General features: G+C 63.8%; 16 protein-coding genes and 2 pseudogenes. 12 read left to right on the top strand and 6 right to left on the bottom strand.

Going from position 1 to position 17,801, the window contains the following annotated elements:
* Positions 1 to 67 precede the first annotated feature (67 nt).
* Positions 68 to 343: a hypothetical protein gene (locus QJT78_RS35395; RefSeq protein WP_028152903.1), complete on the top strand. Its 276-nt coding sequence runs from the start codon at positions 68 to 70 to the stop codon at positions 341 to 343.
* A 44-nt stretch (positions 344 to 387) separates the two neighbouring features.
* Here QJT78_RS35395 and QJT78_RS35390 read toward each other — a convergent pair.
* Positions 388 to 1,360 (bottom strand): annotated as a pseudogene (locus tag QJT78_RS35390) (quinone oxidoreductase).
* A 226-nt stretch (positions 1,361 to 1,586) separates the two neighbouring features.
* Between QJT78_RS35390 and QJT78_RS35385 the strand changes: the two are divergent.
* The 3 genes from QJT78_RS35385 to QJT78_RS35375 all read left to right on the top strand — a co-directional run bounded on the left by QJT78_RS35385 (position 1,587) and on the right by QJT78_RS35375 (position 4,263).
* Positions 1,587 to 1,784: a hypothetical protein gene (locus QJT78_RS35385; protein WP_028152902.1), complete on the top strand. Its 198-nt coding sequence runs from the start codon at positions 1,587 to 1,589 to the stop codon at positions 1,782 to 1,784.
* A gap of 146 nt (positions 1,785 to 1,930) precedes the next feature.
* The gene (locus QJT78_RS35380) at positions 1,931 to 2,878 is read left to right on the top strand and encodes a MoxR family ATPase (RefSeq protein ID WP_014493696.1); all 948 of its coding nucleotides are present in this window, start codon (positions 1,931 to 1,933) and stop codon (positions 2,876 to 2,878) included.
* A 5-nt stretch (positions 2,879 to 2,883) separates the two neighbouring features.
* The gene (locus QJT78_RS35375; RefSeq protein WP_028152901.1) at positions 2,884 to 4,263 is read left to right on the top strand and encodes a VWA domain-containing protein; all 1,380 of its coding nucleotides are present in this window, start codon (positions 2,884 to 2,886) and stop codon (positions 4,261 to 4,263) included.
* A gap of 14 nt (positions 4,264 to 4,277) precedes the next feature.
* On the opposite strand, the gene QJT78_RS35370 is transcribed toward QJT78_RS35375, so the two are convergent.
* Positions 4,278 to 4,460, bottom strand: coding sequence for a hypothetical protein (locus tag QJT78_RS35370; RefSeq protein WP_028152900.1), 183 nt, complete (start codon positions 4,458 to 4,460; stop codon positions 4,278 to 4,280).
* A gap of 365 nt (positions 4,461 to 4,825) precedes the next feature.
* Here QJT78_RS35370 and QJT78_RS35365 point away from each other — a divergent pair, with 365 nt between their 5' ends.
* Complete coding sequence (locus QJT78_RS35365; protein ID WP_028152899.1) at positions 4,826 to 5,047, top strand: hypothetical protein; 222 nt, start codon at positions 4,826 to 4,828, stop codon at positions 5,045 to 5,047.
* Between the two features lie 88 nt (positions 5,048 to 5,135).
* Here QJT78_RS35365 and map read toward each other — a convergent pair whose 3' ends face one another.
* Complete coding sequence (gene map / locus QJT78_RS35360) at positions 5,136 to 5,888, bottom strand: type I methionyl aminopeptidase (protein ID WP_028152898.1); 753 nt, start codon at positions 5,886 to 5,888, stop codon at positions 5,136 to 5,138.
* Between the two features lie 182 nt (positions 5,889 to 6,070).
* Between map and QJT78_RS35355 the strand changes: the two genes are divergently transcribed.
* Positions 6,071 to 7,390: a dicarboxylate/amino acid:cation symporter gene (locus tag QJT78_RS35355; protein ID WP_038944428.1), complete on the top strand. Its 1,320-nt coding sequence runs from the start codon at positions 6,071 to 6,073 to the stop codon at positions 7,388 to 7,390.
* A gap of 8 nt (positions 7,391 to 7,398) precedes the next feature.
* On the opposite strand, the gene QJT78_RS35350 is transcribed toward QJT78_RS35355, so the two are convergent.
* Together QJT78_RS35350 and QJT78_RS35345 are read right to left on the bottom strand one after the other, a co-directional pair.
* Positions 7,399 to 8,772 carry a hypothetical protein gene (locus tag QJT78_RS35350; RefSeq protein WP_028152896.1) on the bottom strand — a complete coding sequence of 458 codons (1,374 nt, stop codon included), beginning with the start codon at positions 8,770 to 8,772 and terminating at the stop codon, positions 7,399 to 7,401.
* A gap of 101 nt (positions 8,773 to 8,873) precedes the next feature.
* Positions 8,874 to 10,148, bottom strand: coding sequence for an allantoate amidohydrolase (locus QJT78_RS35345; RefSeq protein ID WP_028152895.1), 1,275 nt, complete (start codon positions 10,146 to 10,148; stop codon positions 8,874 to 8,876).
* A 369-nt stretch (positions 10,149 to 10,517) separates the two neighbouring features.
* Between QJT78_RS35345 and QJT78_RS35340 the strand changes: the two genes are divergently transcribed.
* From QJT78_RS35340 to QJT78_RS35315, 6 genes and pseudogenes are all read left to right on the top strand, one after another.
* Positions 10,518 to 11,630 (top strand): BMP family ABC transporter substrate-binding protein, encoded by a 1,113-nt coding sequence (locus QJT78_RS35340; protein WP_038944430.1) that lies wholly within the window; start codon positions 10,518 to 10,520, stop codon positions 11,628 to 11,630.
* Entirely contained in the window at positions 11,627 to 12,739 is a 1,113-nt protein-coding gene (locus QJT78_RS35335) for an ABC transporter permease (RefSeq protein WP_038944431.1), read from the top strand. The genes QJT78_RS35340 and QJT78_RS35335 overlap by 4 nt, the downstream gene beginning before the upstream one ends.
* Before the next feature lies 1 nt (position 12,740).
* Positions 12,741 to 13,667: an ABC transporter permease gene (locus QJT78_RS35330; RefSeq protein ID WP_028152892.1), complete on the top strand. Its 927-nt coding sequence runs from the start codon at positions 12,741 to 12,743 to the stop codon at positions 13,665 to 13,667.
* An 11-nt stretch (positions 13,668 to 13,678) separates the two neighbouring features.
* Positions 13,679 to 14,362 carry an isochorismatase family cysteine hydrolase gene (locus QJT78_RS35325; protein ID WP_028152891.1) on the top strand — a complete coding sequence of 228 codons (684 nt, stop codon included), beginning with the start codon at positions 13,679 to 13,681 and terminating at the stop codon, positions 14,360 to 14,362.
* A pseudogene (locus QJT78_RS35320) lies at positions 14,359 to 15,891 on the top strand (ABC transporter ATP-binding protein). The gene QJT78_RS35325 and the pseudogene QJT78_RS35320 overlap by 4 nt, the downstream one beginning before the upstream one ends.
* Before the next feature lie 13 nt (positions 15,892 to 15,904).
* Positions 15,905 to 16,387, top strand: a complete 483-nt coding sequence (locus QJT78_RS35315; RefSeq protein WP_028152889.1) for a nucleoside deaminase — start codon at positions 15,905 to 15,907, stop codon at positions 16,385 to 16,387.
* A gap of 181 nt (positions 16,388 to 16,568) precedes the next feature.
* Here the strand turns inward: QJT78_RS35315 and QJT78_RS35310 are convergent, their stop codons facing one another.
* A complete protein-coding gene (locus tag QJT78_RS35310) occupies positions 16,569 to 17,678 on the bottom strand; it encodes a hypothetical protein (protein ID WP_281460437.1) in 1,110 nt (369 codons plus the stop codon).
* Positions 17,679 to 17,801 lie beyond the last annotated feature (123 nt).

The following is a 17,801-nucleotide window of genomic DNA, read 5'->3' as shown; positions in this document are numbered from 1 at the left end:
GACTTAATTCTGTTTTTCGGAAATACTCTGCCGCGCTCCCGGCTACGGGGCGCGGCAGGATCGTTTCATGCAGTATTTCGTCGTGATGATCGACTATGGGCGGCGCGGACGCGAGGCGGTCGTCGATCCCGAGATCACAAGGCGCGAGGTCATCTCCCGCGTCGCCTCGGGTGAATATCGAAACATCTCGTTCATCCACGAAATCGCGGAGAATGCGGTGGAGGACGTGACCGACGCGATCCTGACCGAGGCCGCCCTCCCCCGGGTTCCGCCTGAAGAAGTCGACCTACAGGCCATCCGTCTCGATCACGCCCGCGACCTGCGCAAGCACGAGAAGACGTGACGCAGGCCCAAGCGGCCTGCGTCACGTCACTGCCCGGCCGGATATCACACCGTGAGAACGGTCGATCCCGTGGTCTTGCGCGCAGCGAGATCGGCATGCGCTTTGGCGGCATCCTTCAGCGGGTACGTCTGGTGCACCTCGATCTTGACTGCGCCGGACTTCACGACGTCGAACAGCTCGTTCGCCATCGCGACCAGGGCCTCGCGCTTGGCAGCGTAGGTGAACAGCGTCGGACGGGTGACGTAGAGCGAGCCCTTCTGCGCGAGCAGACCGAGGTTGAGCGGCTCGACAGCGCCGGAGGACGCACCAAACAGCGCAGCAACACCGAGCGGCGCAAGACAATCCAGCGACTTCAGGAACGTATCCTTGCCGACGGAATCATAGACCACCGGCACCTTCTTGCCGCCCGTGATCTCGTCGACGCGCTTCACGAAATCCTCGCGCGTGTAGATGATGACATGATCGCAGCCATGTGCCTTGGCGAGCTTGGCCTTCTCGTCGCTGCTGACGGTGCCGATCACGGTCGCGCCGAGATGTTTTGCCCACTGGCTCAGGATGAGACCAACGCCGCCGGCCGCGGCATGGAGCAGGATGGTGTCGCCGGCCTTCACGCGATAGGTCTGCCGGATCAGATATTGGGTGGTGAGCCCCTTCAGCATCATGGCCGCCGCGGTCTTGTCGTCGACGCCGTCGGGCAGCTTCAACAGCCGGTCGGCCGGGATCAGCCGCGCCTCGGAATAGGCACCGAGCGGCGAGGCGCCGTAGGCAACGCGATCACCGGGCTTCAGATCGGTGACACCGGCCCCGACTTCCTCGACGACGCCGGCCCCCTCGCTGAAGGCCGCTCGGCAATTGCACCGGATACACACCGGAGCGATTGTAAATGTCGACGAAGTTGAGGCCGACCGCCGTGTGGCGAATGCGCGCCTCGCCAGGTCCGGGCTTGCCGACGCTGACCTCCTCCCAGACCAGGACTTCAGGACCGCCGGTCTTGTGAAAGCGAATGGCATGCGTCATGGGCGTTGCTCCCTTATTGTTGCAGTGAAGGTCCGTGGAAAACGGATCGGCCAGTGAAATAGGAATTCGGTCGGCCCGTTACAGTACAGAGACGTAACAAGAATGTCACAGCGAACGACAAAGGCGCGCAGTTCCGCCTCTGTTCGAAAGAGTTGATGACGGTCATGGTGCGCCCGGCGGTAGGTTTCGCACGGGGTTTGGTGGTCGCCTGCGAAGGAGAGCCGAGATGCCAGCTTATGTACAGCATCATCAGGATATCGAAATCGCGCCTGTGATTTGTCCCGCCTGCATGGGGTTCCTGCCGATGTACGTCCGCGAGGTCGAACCGCATTGGGGCCTTGCCAGGATCGACTTCGTCTATGAATGCGCGGACTGCGGCGCCGAAGTCCGGCAGACCATCCGCAAGCCGGAGCTGCGGCACTGACCGCACGATCAGCCATCGCTTAAGTATTTGCGCTGAACGGAAAAAGCGACGTTCAGCGCGGGTCAGGCCGTCCCAAACGAGGCTTGTTCTTTGCCGGGAACGCAGGCAGAACAAGCCTCAAGCAAGACCTTTGGGAGCGCCCTTTCGTGGCTGAACAGAAGGCCTCGACCTCGATCGAGGCAGTGGAGAGCGGCCTCGCCGCGCAAGGCTATATCGCGAGCCGGCAGATCGCGACCGCCGTCTATTTGTCGCAGCAGATCGAGAAACCGATCCTGGTCGAAGGCCCCGCGGGCGTCGGCAAGACCGAGCTTGCCAAGGCCATTGCCGCCTGGCGCGGCATGAAGATGATCCGCCTGCAATGCTACGAGGGCCTCGACGAGGCCAAGGCGCTCTACGAGTGGAAATACGCAAAACAGCTTCTCTATACCCAGATCCTCAAGGACAAGCTCGGCGAAGTCCTCGGCGGCGCGCAGACGCTGCATGACGCACTCAATCAGCTCCACGATTTCGGCGACGTGTTCTTCTCGAAGGAGTTCGTCGAGCCGCGGCCGCTGCTCCAGGCGCTGGAGCAGCCGGGCGGCTGCGTGCTGCTGATCGACGAGATCGACAAGTCGGATGCCGAGTTCGAATCGCTGCTGCTGGAAATCCTCTCCGATTTCCAGGTCACGATCCCGGAGCTCGGCACGGTCGCGGCGATCACGCCGCCGACGGTGATCCTCACCTCGAACAGCGAGCGTGACCTCGGCGACGCCCTGAAGCGGCGCTGCCTGCATCTGCATATCGGCTTCCCCGAGCAGCGGCTCGAAGAACGCATCGTCGAGAGCCGCGTCTCCGGCATCTCGCAGGCGCTGCGCCGGCAGATGGTCGGCTTCATCCACGAGATCCGCTCGCTCGACCTGAAGAAGCTGCCGTCGGTCAGTGAGACCATCGATTGGGCGCGCGTCCTGGTTCTACTTCAGGCCTCGGAGCTCGATACGGACATCGTCAAGGACACGCTCAATGTGCTCCTGAAATACGAGGCCGACATCGAGGCAGCAACGCCGCAAGTTACGACCTTCATTGCCAAGGCGGCACGGTCCAACGTCTTCGGTTGACGCCGATGCGCGAGAATCTCCATCGTTTCTTTCGAGCGGCGCGCGGTGCCGGCGTGCATGTCTCGCCCGCCGAAAGCATCGATGCGATGCGCGCGGTCAAGGAGGTCGGCTTTTCCGACCGGGCCATCCTGCGCGATGCGCTGCTCCTGACGCTCGCCAAGTCGCAGGACGAGAAGCTCGCCCTCGGCGACTGCTTTGATCTTTTCTTCAGCCAACCAGAGCCGCGGCAGGATCAACCCGAGGCCGACGACAACGACGACGCATCGCAGGACGCGGATCAGACCCCCTCACTCGGCTCGGCCAGTGAAGCAGGCGAAGGCCAGCCTTCCGAAGGATTAGGCCCGCTTGCGCAGATGCTGCTGTCGCAGGATCGCAACGCGATCGCAGCCGCGATCGCCAGCGCTTCCGGTGCGGCTTCGCTGTCCGACATCCGCTATTCGACTCAGCGCGGCATCTTTTCCAGCCGCATCCTCGAGGCCATGGGCCTTCAACGCCTGCGCGACGATCTCGACGCGCTCACCGCGACCAATCCGTCGCTGGCCGAGCGTCTGCGCGGCGCGCTGGACGCGTTGCGCGAAGCAGTCCGCGACACCGTCTCGCAAGGCCTTGTGCTCTATGCCCGCGAGGAGGCCGAAAACCTCCGCAACGAGATCCTGCGCAACGCGCCTCTCGCCCGCATCGAGCGGCGCCAGGTCGCGGAGATGCGCGCTCTCATCCGCCAGATCGCGCGGCGCCTGCGCGAGCGCTACTCGAAGCCGCGCAAGCGCCAGCGCCGCGGCCATCTCGACGTCCGCCGCACACTGCGCCGTAACGCCGCCTGGGGCGGCGTGCCCTTCCTCACCGCGTGGAAGCGCAAGCACCGCGACCGGCCGAAGATCGTCGCCATCTGCGACGTCTCCGGCTCGGTCGCGCAGGTCTCCGATTTCTTCCTGCTCCTGATCCACTCGCTGCACGAGGTGGTCGACGACGTCCACTCCTTCGCCTTCTCCTCGCATCTGATCGAGGTCAGCGAGATCCTGGAAAAGAAGTCGCCGGAAGAGGCGATGGCCGAGATCATGTCCAAGGTCGGCTTCGGCTCATCCGACTACGGCTCCTCTCTCGTCGATTTCGAGAAGGAGTTTATGAGCACGCTGACGCCGCAGACCACGGTGATCGTGCTCGGTGACGCCCGCAGCAACAATCTCGACCCGCGCGCCGAAATTCTGCGCCGCATCTCCGAACGCTCGAAGCGCGTGGTCTGGCTCAATCCCGAAGGACGGCTCGCCTGGGGCTTCGGTGATTCCGAGATGCCGCGCTACGCGACCTTCTGCACTGTCGTGCGCCAATGCGCCACCGCACAGCAGCTCGAACGCGCCGTGTCCGACATCGTGGCGACTTATCAGTAGACGGCAAGCTGGCGTCAGGCGGCAGTCAGCTCGGCCTGGACGAGGTTGCACTCCCGAAAGTGATGCGCAATTTCGTCGAGCGCGCGCTGCTCCCATTCCTGGGCCTGCGCGAGCCAGAACGCCCGTCGCTCCGAATCCAGCGCCGCGCGCTCTCGGCAGAGGAATTCCTGACTGCGAATTGCCATCAGCCTGTTCATGCACTCACACTCCTGTCGTGTGAAGCCAATCCCCTGCGAATCAACGTAGCAGAGTCCAGTCAGAGTCCAATCGCCCTCGCTTCACGATTTCTGTACATATCGCGACGCGCAATGGGACAGTGATGCTTCCCGTGCACTGCGGTAACTCTCGCCGCACGATCAAGCGCACATCATCAATTAGTGATCGGAGACCGGGACGATTTTCGTGCGCGAACGATCTTAACTGTTGTGGCGCAATGAAGTGCGGCAATTCGTGAAGAGAGGTTCTAAACAGCTTACCGAATTCCCGACTCATTGTCGTCGCACGGTGTTCATGCGGCGCCGCTAACAGGGGCACGCGAACTTGGACTATCGCTTGAGGCAACATGAGCAACGACATCGATTTCGATCTTTCGCCGGACCAATGGGAAGCGCTGAAAGCGCTTCGCAACCCCGTGTCGAATGGTCGCCTCTCGAAGGCCTATCTCGTCGAAGGTCTCGTCAAGCTCGGTCTCGTTGTTGTCAATGACGGCGTACCTTCGATGACGCCAACCGGACGCAAGGTGCTGGTGCGCGGATCGTGCCGGCTACTGGATCTCGTGGCGTGACGAGACTGTCCGCCCGCAACGACTATGCCGTGATCGCCTGAAAAATAATCTCTAGCGTTCCCGCTGACAGCGCGTCGCAGGGACGACCTCAATCCGCCAGCGTAACGATCAAAGGCCCATTGCGGGTTGCGACAACCGTGTGCTCGTACTGAACGGTAGGCGCCTCCGGGCTGCTGTAGAGCGTCCATGGATCGTCATCACCGTTCTCGGCCCACTCCGCGCCAAGCGACAGGAACGGCTCGACGGTGAACACCAGACCATCGCTCATGATGCGGCGCTCGGAGCGATCGGGCCATGTCGCGATCTCCGTCGGCTCCTCGTGGAGCGACAAGCCGACACAGTGACTGGCTAGGTTCTTGACGAGCATGTAGCCGTTTTTCCGCGCAAACGTCCCGATGGCTTGACCGATGCCGGCAATCGGCTTGCCGGCTCCAACCTGCCGCAGGCCCGTCCACATCGCCCGCCGACCATCCCTGCAAAGACGTTCGATCGAACGGGTCGCGGGCGGAACGGCGAACGAGGCCCCCGTATCGGCAAAGAAGCCGCTCTTCTCGGCCGAGACGTCGATGTTGACGAGGTCGCCACGCTCGATCCGCCGGGCACCCGGGATGCCATGAGCGATCTCTTCGTTCACGCTGATGCAGGTTGCGCCAGGAAAGGCATAGGCCAGTTCCGGCGCCGAACGCGCTCCGGCGGCCTCAAGGAGCTCTCGTCCGATCCGGTCGAGTTCCGCGGTAGTCATGCCGGGCTCGAGGGCCTTCCCCATCGCCTCAAGGGCATTGGCGACGATACGCCCGACCTCTTTCAGGCAGATCAGATCGTTCTCATTCGAGATTGTCATATCAAGCTCTTGCGAAGGCCGGGACATAGCTGTTGCGATGCCGACTTGCAAACGGAAGAGCGCGCGCAAGAATCCCGGATTATGCGGCGCCCTGGATGACTTCCAAGACCAGGCCGCGACAATCTGGCACGGTTGTTGCTCCCCTTTGACGTCCAAGACGCGTCAAACCGGGGGAGTCCACCATGTCGACCATCACCGCGGCACCTACCGCCGAGCCGAAGCCGCTCTACACCTCGCTGTTCGTCCAGGTCCTCGCCGCGCTGGTGCTTGGCGTCATCCTGGGGATGGCCGTTCCGGACTTCGCCATCGGGCTCAAGATCCTCAGCGACGCCTTTCTGAAGCTGATCTCGATGATCGTGGCCCCGATCGTGTTCTGCGTCGTCGTGCACGGCATTGCCGGCGCCGGCGACCTCAAGAAGGTCGGCCGGGTCGGCGTCAAGGCGCTGGTCTATTTCGAGGTGATGACGACCGTCGCACTCGTCGTCGGCCTGCTGCTCGCCTATCTCTTCGGCCCCGGCCACGGCATGAACATCGATCCCTCGACGCTCGACGCCAAGGCTCTCAACACCTATGCCGACAACGCCCACAAGCTGTCCGGCGGCGGCATCGGCGCCTTCCTGATGAACGTGATCCCCAGCACCTCGTTCGATGCGCTGTCGCGCAACGACGTGCTCCAGGTGCTGTTCTTCGCGGTCCTGTTCGGTGTCGGCCTTGCGCTCGTCGGCGGCGAGAAGGGCGCGCTGGTCACATCGATCATCGACGCGGCCTCCACCGTGCTGTTTCGGGTCATGGGCCTGATCGTGCGGGTCGCTCCGCTCGGCGTGCTCGGCGCGGTCGCCTACACCGTCGGCAAATACGGCGTCGGCTCGCTGAAGCAACTCGTCTCGCTGGTCATGCTGTTCTACGTCTCGGTCGGTATCTTCGTGCTGGGAGTGCTGGGCGGCGTGATGGCGCTCGCCGGAATCAACATCCTCAAATTCCTCTCCTACCTGCGCGAAGAGCTGACCATCGTGCTCGCGACCGCGTCCTCCGATGCCGTGCTGCCGCAGATCATGAAGAAACTGGAGCGGATGGGCGTGAAGGATTCCGTCGTCGGCCTCGTCATCCCGACCGGCTATTCCTTCAACCTCGACGCTTTCTCGATCTACCTGACGCTCGCCGTCGTCTTCATCGCGCAGGCGACCAACACGCCGCTGTCCTTCGGCGATCTCCTGCTGGTGCTCGGCGTCTCGCTGATCACGTCGAAGGGCGCGCACGGCGTGCCGGGCTCAGCGATCGTGATCCTGGCCGCGACGCTCAACGCGGTGCCGAGCATTCCTGCCATCGGCCTCGTGCTGGTGTTGTCGGTCGATTGGTTCATCGGCATGGCCCGCGCCCTCGGCAACCTTGTCGGCAACTGCGTGGCGACGGTGGTGGTGGCCGCCTGGGAGGGTGACCTCGACCGCGCCAAGGCGGCCAAGGTGCTGGAGGGCGGCGAACTGGTGGACGTGACCGCGGGATAGGCCGCGGATCAATCATTCCACTGGAGGAGTGGCGTTCCATACGCCCTCCTCCAGACCGACAGGAAGCGCGGAAACCAGGAGTGCGCCACGGCGCCCTTATAGGCCCAGGTGCGATACTTGAGCCCCTGCTCCGAGATCAGCTCCTGATAGCCGCCATGGACCTCGGTCGCGGTCCGAATGTCCTTCAATATCCCCTGCGCGCAAGCCCGATAGGTATCGCTCCCTGAGGCTTCATCAAAATCCAGCATCCGATCCGCGAATTCGACATTGAATGTCGGCCACGACGAACGCCCCTGATAGGCCGGCGCCGCGATCTTGTGGATCATCTTGTTCCGTGGATTATCCGCGGACACCAGGAAGTGGAACGTGCTGGGGATGCGAAAGCGCGGCTCGGCGATGATCAGATCCGTCGTAGCCGCAAACAGCGCCCGCTCGCCGGCATCGTTCATGTCCCAGAAGCCGCGATGCACGCTGACGAAGTCCAGGGCCACCAAGGACACCGGTGCGCCCGCCGGGCCGTCAAGCGAATGCCTGATATAGCCGTCCTTGCCGAACAAACGGAGCAGATCTCGCTTGTACTGCGCAAGGTCGCGACCGAGCAGCCGCTTCAGTTCGTTGTCGTCGACGATCCCGAGCTGCGCGCCCCACACGAACGTCGTGTAGACGCAGGCGTTGGTGACGAAGCGCCTGCGCTCGGCCCGCGTATCCGTTGCCGCAGAGCGAGGCCCGCCGGCATCGCACAGCAGATATCTGGTGCCATCAGTGTCAAATGGCTCCAGTTCGCTCGCAAGCTGAAGGATCGCGCGCTTCAGGTCGACGCCATACTCGGCCAGCAACAGGCGGCCGGCATGTGCGCATTGCGACATCGCCAGATAGGAAGACGCTCTCTCGTCGGCACCTATCATCTGCTGGAGACCGGCGAGAACGCCGAGCAGCGTGTCCGAGGGCCGCGAGAAATAATTCACGCCGAGGTACCGCCCGCGCCCCGCAGGAACGATGGTCGTCGTGACCACGTCGGCGCGAACCGCCTCCAGCAGCAGGCGAACGCTCTTTTCGAGCAGGCGCGCCCGACGGACCGCGTCCTGAGCATCCATGATGGTTTCAGGATCGAGAACGTCGGGGTAAAACCAGGCGAAGTCGCGCGGGTAATAGGCGGAAGCATGCGGCGCTCCCGTGACGAGGAAGGCCTCGGTCACCGAAAAGGCACTGTCCATCGAGTGCCGGTAGAGATCCTCGATGTTCGACAACGCATGATGCGATTGTCTCAGGAAGCGATCACCGAGAAAATTGACCGCCTGAAGAGCGTTGGCGACGAAGGTCGCAGCCATCCCCTGGTAGAACCGGTTCTCACGATGTGATGGAAAAGAGATGTCGCTGTTCATATGCGTCAATCGGCTGATGTCTCGTGACCCCGTGATGGCGGCCACCATTTTAAACATGACTGATTCGTATCTCTACCCGGTGACTTGCGGGCTTCAGGCAATCACTTCGCGCCGGCGCAGCCCTCCCGCGGCCTGAAATTCTCGATCACCCGCAGCAGCACGCGTGCGCCGGCGTCGGCATCGGCGAGCTCGACGTGCTCGTCCGGGTGGTGGCTGATGCCGCCGCGACAGCGGACGAAGATCATGCCGACATCGGCGATATCGATCATCGCCATGCCGTCGTGCCCTGCCCCGCTCGGCAGCTCGAACACCGACGCGCCCTCGGCAGCGATCGCCTGCGCGATCTGATCCTTCAGCCAGGGTGCGCAAGGCGCGGTGCGGTTCTCGTGAGTGACATCGAGCTGAAGCGCCAATTGCCGGCGTTTTGCAATCGCCTCGATCTGGCGGACGATGTCGGCGACCGCGCGCTTGCGATGCATGTCGGTCGGTGCCCGCATGTCGATGGTGAAGGACACTTCGCCCGGGATGACATTGGTCGCCCCGGGCCTCGCCTGGATATAGCCGACGGTGCCGACCAGCCCGTCCGCGTCGGTGCGGCAAAACTGCTCGATCGCGCCGACGCATTCGGCCGCGCCGGTAAGCGCATCACGGCGCAGTGCCATCGGCACGGTGCCGGCATGACCGGCCATGCCGGTCAGCCGCGCAGCGAGCCGTGTCGCGCCCGCAATCGCAGTGACGACACCGACGGGCAGGTTCTGGGCTTCCAGCACCGGGCCCTGCTCGATGTGCAATTCGAGATAGGCGAGCAGCTCGCGCCGTGCCCGCGCGGCCGCGCCGATGTGATCGGGATCGAGGCCGAACGCGACGAGCGCATCGCGCATCGACACGCCGTCGCGGTCGCGCGTGTTCAGGACGCTCTCGTCGAAGGTGCCCGCCACCGCCCGGCTTCCGAGCAGCGTCGAGGCGAAACGTACCCCCTCTTCATCGGCAAAGCCGATCACCTCGATCGCGAACGGCAGGCGCTTGCCGCGGCGGTTGAGATCGGCGACGCAGGCAATCGCCGTGGTCACCCCCAGCGGCCCGTCCCATTTCCCGGCATCGCGCACCGTGTCGTAGTGCGAGCCGAGCATCAGGCAGGGCGCCCCCGCCTGCTCGCCTTCGTAGCGTCCGCAGACATTCCCGATCGCATCGAGATGCGCGCTCATGCCGGCTTCGCGCATCCAGCCCAGGATGAGGTCAGCGGCCTTGCGCAGCTCGTTGGTGAGATAGATGCGGGTGAGCTTGTCGCCGTCTTCCGAGATCGCGGCGAGCTCGTCGATCCGTCGCACGATCTCCCCGCCGAGCGATGCATTCTGAACGGCGTTACCAGCAACCATCTCGACGAGCTTCCCATCTCTTGAGACCGCGGCGGCGGCCCTGGCGGCGATCGATACAAGTTCGGTGCCAGCAAAAAATCACGAACGTGGTCCCGATCCGCGCGTGGGTAGCATGAATGCGAGTTGCCGGCAGATCGTAGCTCCCGCCATGGACACACACGAGCTGGCCTGGCTGCTCAACTCCATTGCATACAATTGATATAATTTGCTCAAAAAATAATCTGCCGACTTACTCGACAGGATTCTGAAAATTTACAAACACGATACTTTTCAATGACTTCAGGTCAATTGACCCCTCCGTGGCCTCTGGCACGAAGCTTGCGACATCTTATCCCCAGGCTCCGCCACATCCGCCAAGGGGAGCGAGCAATGGATTTCGGCAAGATTTCACGACGTCATTTGTTGCAGGGCGGCGCGGCCCTGACCCTCGGTGCGGCAGCGGGCGTCCGTCCCGCCTTCGCGGCCGATACCACCATCGGCTTCATCTATGTCGGCTCCTGTGACGACTACGGCTACAACCAGGCGCATGCGCAGGGCGCGGCGGCACTGAAGAAAATTCCGGGGCTGAAGGTCGTCGAGGAAGAGAAGGTGCCGGAGACCGACGCGGTCGAGAAGACGATCGAGTCCATGATCAACCTCGACGGCGCCACCCTGCTCTTCCCGACCTCGTTCGGCTACTACAATCCGCACATGATCAAGATGGCCACCAAGTTCCCGAAGCTGCGCTTCGAGCACTGCGGCGGCCTGTGGAGCGACAAGGACCCGAAGAACGCCGGCAGCTATTTTGGCTATATCGACGAGGCCCAGTACATCTCGGGCATCGTCGCCGGCTACACCTCCAAGAGCGGCAAGCTCGGCTTCGTTGCCGCCAAGCCGATCCCGCAGGTGCTGCGCAACATCAACGCCTTCGCGCTCGGCGCCAGACTCGCCAATCCCAAGGCCACCACCCAGGTTATTTTCACCGGCGATTGGTCGATGCCGGTCAAGGAGGCCGAAGCCACCAACAGCCTGATCGATCAGGGCGTCGACGTACTCACCTGCCACGTCGACGGTCCGAAGACCATGGTCGAGAACGCGGCGCGCCGCGGCGCCTTCGTCTGCGGCTATCACACCAACCAGTCGCCGCTGGCGCCGAAGGCGTATCTCACCGGCGCCGAGTGGAATTGGGAAGCGCTCTATCCGAAGTTCGTCAAGATGATCGCCGCCGGCGAAAACATCCCGAACTTCTATCGCGGCGGACTCAAGGAAGAGATCGTCAAGACCTCGCCCTACGGTGAGGCAGTCTCCGCCGAAGCGCGCAAGCACGCCGACGAGGTCAAGGCCAAATTCCTGTCGGCGGAGGGCTACGCCATCTTCAAGGGCGGGCTGGTCGACAACAAGGGCAAGACGGTGATCGCGGCTGGCACCGATCGCGGCCAGAAGGATCCTGAGCTGGAGAAGATGGACTACCTGGTCGAAGGCGTGATCGGAGCGACTTCGTGACAACGGAAGCCGCGGATTCTACTGAAGCGGCCGGGACAATTGCCCCGGCCGCCGATCCCGGCTTTCTCCAGCGCCACGGCGCGACAATCGAATACATCCTGATCCCGGGCGCGGCGCTGGCCGGCGCGCTCGTGATCTTCGGCATCTTCGTCGCGATGTTCGGCAAGAACCCGCTCGATCTCTATTTTTATATGTACTACGGCGCTTTCGGCACCTGGTTCTCCTGGCAGAATACGTTGACGCGTGCTGCGCCGCTGATCCTCACCGCGCTCTGCACCGCACTGCCGGCACAGCTCGGCATGGTCATCATCGGCGGCGAAGGCGCGCTCCTGATCGGCGCGCTGTCGGCGACCAGCGCCGCGCTGGCGCTTCAGGGCATGCCGCCGCTCGTCGTCCAAATTGCCATGGTTATCGGCGGCGTGATCGGGGGCGGCCTGTGGATCATGCTGTCGGGCGCGCTGCGCCAGTATCGCGGCGTCAACGAGACCATCTCGAGCCTGCTGCTCGTCTACATCGCGCTCGCGATCCTCAACCATCTCGTTGAGGGGCTGATGCGCGATCCCGCCAGCCTCAACAAGCCGTCGACGCGCGAGATCGGCGCCGCCAACATGATCGGCAGCATTTCCGGCACCGACGTGCATTGGGGCCTCGTCTTCGGCCTGATCGCCGCGATCGCTGCCTACGTCCTGATCTATCACACCGTGTTCGGCTTCGCCGCGCGCGTCGCCGGCGGCAACATCCGCGCCGCAAAGATCGTCGGTCTCGGCGTCAGCAAGTTGATCCTGACCATCTGCTTCCTCGCCGGCGGCGCCGCGGGCCTTGCCGGCATGGTCGAGGTTGCCGCCGTGCAGGGGCGCACCAACGCCAACCTTGCGGCGGGCTACGGCTTCACCGGCATTCTCGTCGCCTTCCTCGCCCGGCAGAATCCGCTCGCGATCATTCCCGTCGCGATCCTGCTCGGCGGCATCAGCGCCAGCGGCGGCCTGTTGCAGCGCCGTCTCGGATTGCCCGACGCATCCGTTCTGGTGCTTCAGGGCATCATCTTCGTCTTCGTGCTGGCCAGCGATGCGCTTTACGGCCGCATTGGATTCTTGAAGGGAAAATCCTGAGATGGCAGACGGATCGATCGGGCTCTGGACTGTCCCCCTCGCCGTGCTCGGCGGAGCCATCCGCGTCTCGACGCCGTTCCTGTTCGTGAGCCTGGGCGAATGCATCACCGAGCGCTCCGGCCGCATCAATCTCGGCCTCGAAGGCACGCTGGTGATGGGCGCGATGAGCGCCTACGGCATCTCCTATCTCACGGGCTCGCCCTGGCTCGGCGTGCTCGCCGCCGGCATCACAGGTGCACTGCTGGGCGCATTGCACGCCGGTATCTGCTCGCTGCCCCGCGTCAACGATATCGCGGTCGGCATCGCGCTGATGCTGTTCGGCACCGGCCTTGCCTTCTATCTCGGCAAGCCGCTGATCGAGCCCACCGCGCCGCGGCTGCCCGCGATCGATTTTGGCTGGTGGAGCGACATCCCGCAGGTCCGCGCCGCGCTGCGCGTCAACGTCCTGTTCCTGATCGGCGTCGCGCTCGCGCCAATCCTCTTTTGGGCCTTCCGCACCACGCGCTGGGGCCTTTTGATCCGCACCGCCGGCGAGAGCTCCGATGCCGCGCGCGCCATGGGCCATTCAGTGTTGCTGATCCGCCTGCGCGCGACCATGGTCGGCGGCTTCCTTGCCGGCATCGGCGGCTCGTTCCTGTCGCTGTTCTATCCCGGAAGCTGGAACGAGGGCCTCTCCTCAGGCCAGGGCATCACGGCCGTGGCCCTCGTGATCTTCGCGCGCTGGGATCCTCTGCTCTGCCTGTGGGCCTCGCTCGCCTTCGGCGGTGCCGCGGCCCTGGGCCCTGCACTGCAATCGGTCGGCGTCACCTCCGGCTATCACCTCTTCAACGCCGCCCCCTACATCCTGACGCTGGCGATCATGATCATCACCTGCTCGCCGAAACGCACGCTGACCGGAGCCCCGGCCGAATTGTCGATCACCCGCTAGAGAGCGAAATCATGCCCGAGCGCTATATCAAGTCCGAGCCCTACGCCTGGCCCTACAATGGCGATCTCCGCCCCCAAAACACCGCGCTCGTCATCATCGACATGCAGACCGATTTCTGCGGCATCGGCGGCTATGTCGACAAGATGGGCTACGACCTCTCGCTGACGCGGGCGCCGATCGAGCCGAACAAGAAGCTGCTCGCGACCATGCGCGCCCAAGGCTTCCACATCATCCATACCCGCGAGGGCCATCGCCCCGATCTCTCCGACCTTCCCGCCAACAAGCGCTGGCGCTCGCGCCAGATCGGTGCCGGGATCGGCGATCCCGGCCCTTGCGGGCGTATCCTCGTTCGCGGCGAGCCCGGCTGGGACATCATCGAGGAGCTGGCGCCGCTGCCGGGCGAGCCGATCATCGACAAGCCCGGCAAGGGCTCGTTCTGCGCCACCGACCTGGAGCTGATCCTGCGCGTGCGCGGCATCGAGAACATCGTGCTCACGGGCATCACGACCGACGTCTGCGTTCACACCACGATGCGCGAGGCCAACGACCGCGGCTTCGAATGCGTCCTGCTGCACGATTGCTGCGGCGCCACCGACAAGAGTAATCACGATCATGCACTGAAGATGATCAAGATGCAGGGCGGCGTGTTCGGTGCGGTCTCGACGTCGGACGCCTTCATCGGAGCTATTTCGTGATCATCGGCGAAACGCCGCCGCCAGCGGGTGCCTTCGGCGTCGACGCCATCGCGATGACAATGCGCTTCGGGGACTTCCTCGCGCTCGACAATGTCGAGCTGAAGGTGCGGCCGGGCTCGTTCCACGCGCTGCTCGGAGAGAACGGCGCCGGCAAGTCGACGCTCGTCAAATGCATCATGGGCTATTACCACGCGACCGAAGGCGACATCCTCGTCGGCGGCCGCGAGCAGGCGATCGCAAATCCAAAGGACGCCCACGCGCTCGGCCTCGGCATGGTCTACCAGCATTTTACCCTGGTGCCGGCCATGACAGTTGCCGAAAATCTCGTGCTGGCCCGCGACGATGTGCCGGCCGTGGTGAACTGGCCGAAGGAGATGAAGGAGCTCGAGGCTTTTCTGGCGCGGATGCCGTTCAAGGTGCCGCTCGGCGCCAAGGTCTCCGACATCTCCGCCGGGGAGCGGCAGAAATGCGAGATCCTCAAACAGCTCTATCTGAAGCGCCGCTTCCTGATCCTGGACGAGCCGACTTCGGTGCTGACGCCGGCGGAGGCCGACGAAGTGCTCGGCATGCTCCGCGACTTGGTCGTCAAGGGCGAACTGACCATCCTGATGATCACGCACAAATTCCGCGAGGTCATGGCCTTCGCCGACGACGTCACGATCCTGCGCCGCGGCAAGCTCGCTGGTGCCGGCAAGGTTTCCGAACTCACACCGGATGCGATGGCGCGAACCATGATCGGTGCCGAAGAACTGACCGTGCAGCCGCCGCGCACCGGCGAAGCCGGCCAGGCCCGGCTGGAATTGGCAAAAGTCCGCGCGCTCGACAACGCGGGCGCCATCGCCGTGCACGACGTCTCACTCACGGTCCGCGCCGGCGAGATCGTCGGGATTGCCGGCGTCTCCGGCAATGGCTAGCGCCAGCTCGTCGAGGTATTGGCCGGCCAGCGCGAGGCGGAGAGCGGAGAAGTGCGCGTCGCCGGCGATTCCTATCATGCCAGCCGCGAGGAGATGCGGCGCCACAAGATGTCGCTCCTGCCCGAGGAACCGCTCAAGAACGCCTGTGTCGGCGGCATGAGCGTCGCCGACAACATCGCCTTCCGCGAATTCGACCGCGCGCCCTTCGCCAGCGGCGGCTGGTGGCTCAACCGCGGCGCCTTCCGGGACGATGCGAAGAAGAAGATCGCGCAGTACAAGATCAAGACCCGCACACCCGATACGCCGATCGCGGCGCTGTCGGGCGGCAACGTGCAGCGCGCCGTGCTGGCGCGCGAGCTTGGCGGCAACGTCGAGGTGCTGATCGCGGCCAATCCCTGCTTCGGCCTCGACTTCGCGGCCGTGGCGCAGATCCACGCCGAGATCATGGCCGCCCGCAACCGTGGCGCCGCTGTGCTGCTCGTCAGCGAGGATCTCGACGAATTGCTCGAACTCTCCGATCGGCTGGTGGTGATGTTCCACGGCGAATTCGTGTATGAAGCACGAACCAGCGAAGCCGATCTGACCGTGGTCGGCCGGCATATGGCGGGGCATTGACCAGGGACGAGCGATGAGCGGCGGATCCGAGCGCGACGAGCACTTCCTCCGCCTGTCCTTTACGGTCGCGCGCCGCTCGCTCACCCATGGCAACCATCCGTTCGGCTGCGTCGTCGTCGATGCCGCAGGCAAGGTGCTGATCGAGACCGAGAACGGCTACATGCCCGACCACGACGGCACCGCACATGCCGAGCGCCTCGCGGCCACGCAAGCCTGCCGTATGCTCGACCGCGAGGTGCTGGCGAAAGCCACGCTCTATTCCTCCGCAGAGCCCTGCGCGATGTGTGCCGGCGCGATCTACTGGGCCGGCATCGGCCGTGTGGTCTACGGCCTCAGCGAGCACCGCCTGCGCGGCGTCACCGGCAACCATCCGGAGAACCCCACGCTCGATTTGCCGTGCCGCGAGGTTCTTGCCAGCGGCCAGAGGCCGACGGAAGTTGTGGGGCCGCTGCTCGAGGACGAAGCCGAAGCGCTGCACGACGGCGTGTGGACGTAGTAGCGAACTCCAAGAACTCGCCTTCGTGGGGTGGGCAAAGCGAAGCGTGCCCACCAATCCCAATCGCTCGGAGAGATGGTGGGCACGGCGCGTTGCGCCTTTGCCCACCCTACGCTCGGAAACGCTAATGACGCCGCGCATTCCTGCGCGGCGTCATTCAAACCTGGAGACATTCAGTCGATCAGAACTTCACAGTGACGCCACCGTACACCGTGGACTCGGTGCAGCTGTTGGTGCTCTGGCCGGTCGCGGCGACCGTGCAGACGCCGGGCATGGCGTTGTGGTCGAGGCCGAACTTGTTCTGCCAGTAGCGGTAGGCCACCCAGAGATCGACGAAGTGCGAGTACTTGTCACCCCAGGCGGCCTTCGAAGCGTCGAAGGTCAGGCGGATCGGTTCGCTGTTCAACTCGACCTTGGAAGCAGTGGAGAACCGGCCAGGGCCGGAGAGCGCGGGAAGGCCGTTCGAGTCGCCCTTCGCTCCATACCACCCGGCGCGGCCGCTGATGGACCAGAACTGCATGTTCGGCGGCAGGAAGCCGAGGTCCATGTAGTAGTTGATTTCGACGGCCCAGGTCGGGTTATAGCTGACATTGCCATCGGAGTTACAGCTCACACCCGGGAGGGGGCCAGCAAAACCGCTGCCGCACTGAGTGAAGGCGTTGTGGTTGGAGAACTCCCAGTACATCAAGGGCTCGACGTTGATGTAGCCCTTGTAAGGAAGATCGAAGGCGAACTGGAGACCGGCAACGACGTCCCGCTTCGCGGGCGCCAAGAAGGTGTTCTCGGAATTGCCATCCATACCGACTTCAAACGAAATGTTCTGCAGCGGCCCCGTGGTGAAGGCCTTGGTGTTGAAGAGCTGGTTCCAGCCGAAGGTCGAGCGGAACAGGCCGTAGATCTCGGTCGCGCCGGCGCAGTCGGCTGCACCGAAGGAGGAAGACAGACCAGGTGCGATACAGGGCGAAGCAGGGTCGTTATGGCCCGACTTGAACATCGAGATGGTGAAGAAGTTGGTGCCATAGGCCCAGAGGTCGAAGTGTGTGAACGAATAGACCTGCTTGGCGGTCGTACCGTTGATGCTGCCGTTCGGATTGACGCTCCACATGCCGGGGTCAGTGCCCTTAGGCATCCAGGAGAACGTGACGCGGTTGTCGATCACCAGGAAGAACGGGACGTCCGACGCTTTCTTGGCAGCCTTGACCGGCAGGTCCGCGGCCTGAGCCAGCCCACTGGTAACGAGTGTAGCAATCGACAGCGCCGCGGCTGCGATTGCCTTGAAACGAAACGACATCCTGAATACCCCCATATGTGGAACGGCCCGCGAGGCAAGAGCTTTTTTCAGTCGATTTCACACATTGGGACGGTGCGGTCATATGTCCGGCCTTTGCGCGCGGCACAATATGGCCGCTGGCCT

This window comes from Bradyrhizobium sp. Mp27, from assembly GCF_029953005.1.
GTDB classification, from domain to species: domain Bacteria; phylum Pseudomonadota; class Alphaproteobacteria; order Rhizobiales; family Xanthobacteraceae; genus Bradyrhizobium; species Bradyrhizobium barranii.
The sequence above is the reverse complement of the archived record's forward strand: the minus strand, read 5'-3'. Positions and strand labels throughout refer to the sequence as shown.

What these genes read in the sequence shown, in the direction of transcription:
- QJT78_RS35395 (WP_028152903.1), top strand. Translation starts at nt 68, where the DNA reads ATGCAGTATTTCGTCGTGATGATCGACTATGGGCGGCGCGGACGCGAG.
- QJT78_RS35385 (WP_028152902.1), top strand. Translation starts at nt 1,587, where the DNA reads ATGCCAGCTTATGTACAGCATCATCAGGATATCGAAATCGCGCCTGTG.
- QJT78_RS35375 (WP_028152901.1), top strand. Translation starts at nt 2,884, where the DNA reads ATGCGCGAGAATCTCCATCGTTTCTTTCGAGCGGCGCGCGGTGCCGGC.
- QJT78_RS35370 (WP_028152900.1), bottom strand. Translation starts at nt 4,460, where the DNA reads ATGAACAGGCTGATGGCAATTCGCAGTCAGGAATTCCTCTGCCGAGAG.
- QJT78_RS35365 (WP_028152899.1), top strand. Translation starts at nt 4,826, where the DNA reads ATGAGCAACGACATCGATTTCGATCTTTCGCCGGACCAATGGGAAGCG.
- map (WP_028152898.1), bottom strand. Translation starts at nt 5,888, where the DNA reads ATGACAATCTCGAATGAGAACGATCTGATCTGCCTGAAAGAGGTCGGG.
- QJT78_RS35355 (WP_038944428.1), top strand. Translation starts at nt 6,071, where the DNA reads ATGTCGACCATCACCGCGGCACCTACCGCCGAGCCGAAGCCGCTCTAC.
- QJT78_RS35350 (WP_028152896.1), bottom strand. Translation starts at nt 8,772, where the DNA reads ATGAACAGCGACATCTCTTTTCCATCACATCGTGAGAACCGGTTCTAC.
- QJT78_RS35345 (WP_028152895.1), bottom strand. Translation starts at nt 10,148, where the DNA reads ATGGTTGCTGGTAACGCCGTTCAGAATGCATCGCTCGGCGGGGAGATC.
- QJT78_RS35340 (WP_038944430.1), top strand. Translation starts at nt 10,518, where the DNA reads ATGGATTTCGGCAAGATTTCACGACGTCATTTGTTGCAGGGCGGCGCG.
- QJT78_RS35330 (WP_028152892.1), top strand. Translation starts at nt 12,741, where the DNA reads ATGGCAGACGGATCGATCGGGCTCTGGACTGTCCCCCTCGCCGTGCTC.
- QJT78_RS35325 (WP_028152891.1), top strand. Translation starts at nt 13,679, where the DNA reads ATGCCCGAGCGCTATATCAAGTCCGAGCCCTACGCCTGGCCCTACAAT.
- QJT78_RS35315 (WP_028152889.1), top strand. Translation starts at nt 15,905, where the DNA reads ATGAGCGGCGGATCCGAGCGCGACGAGCACTTCCTCCGCCTGTCCTTT.
- QJT78_RS35310 (WP_281460437.1), bottom strand. Translation starts at nt 17,678, where the DNA reads ATGTCGTTTCGTTTCAAGGCAATCGCAGCCGCGGCGCTGTCGATTGCT.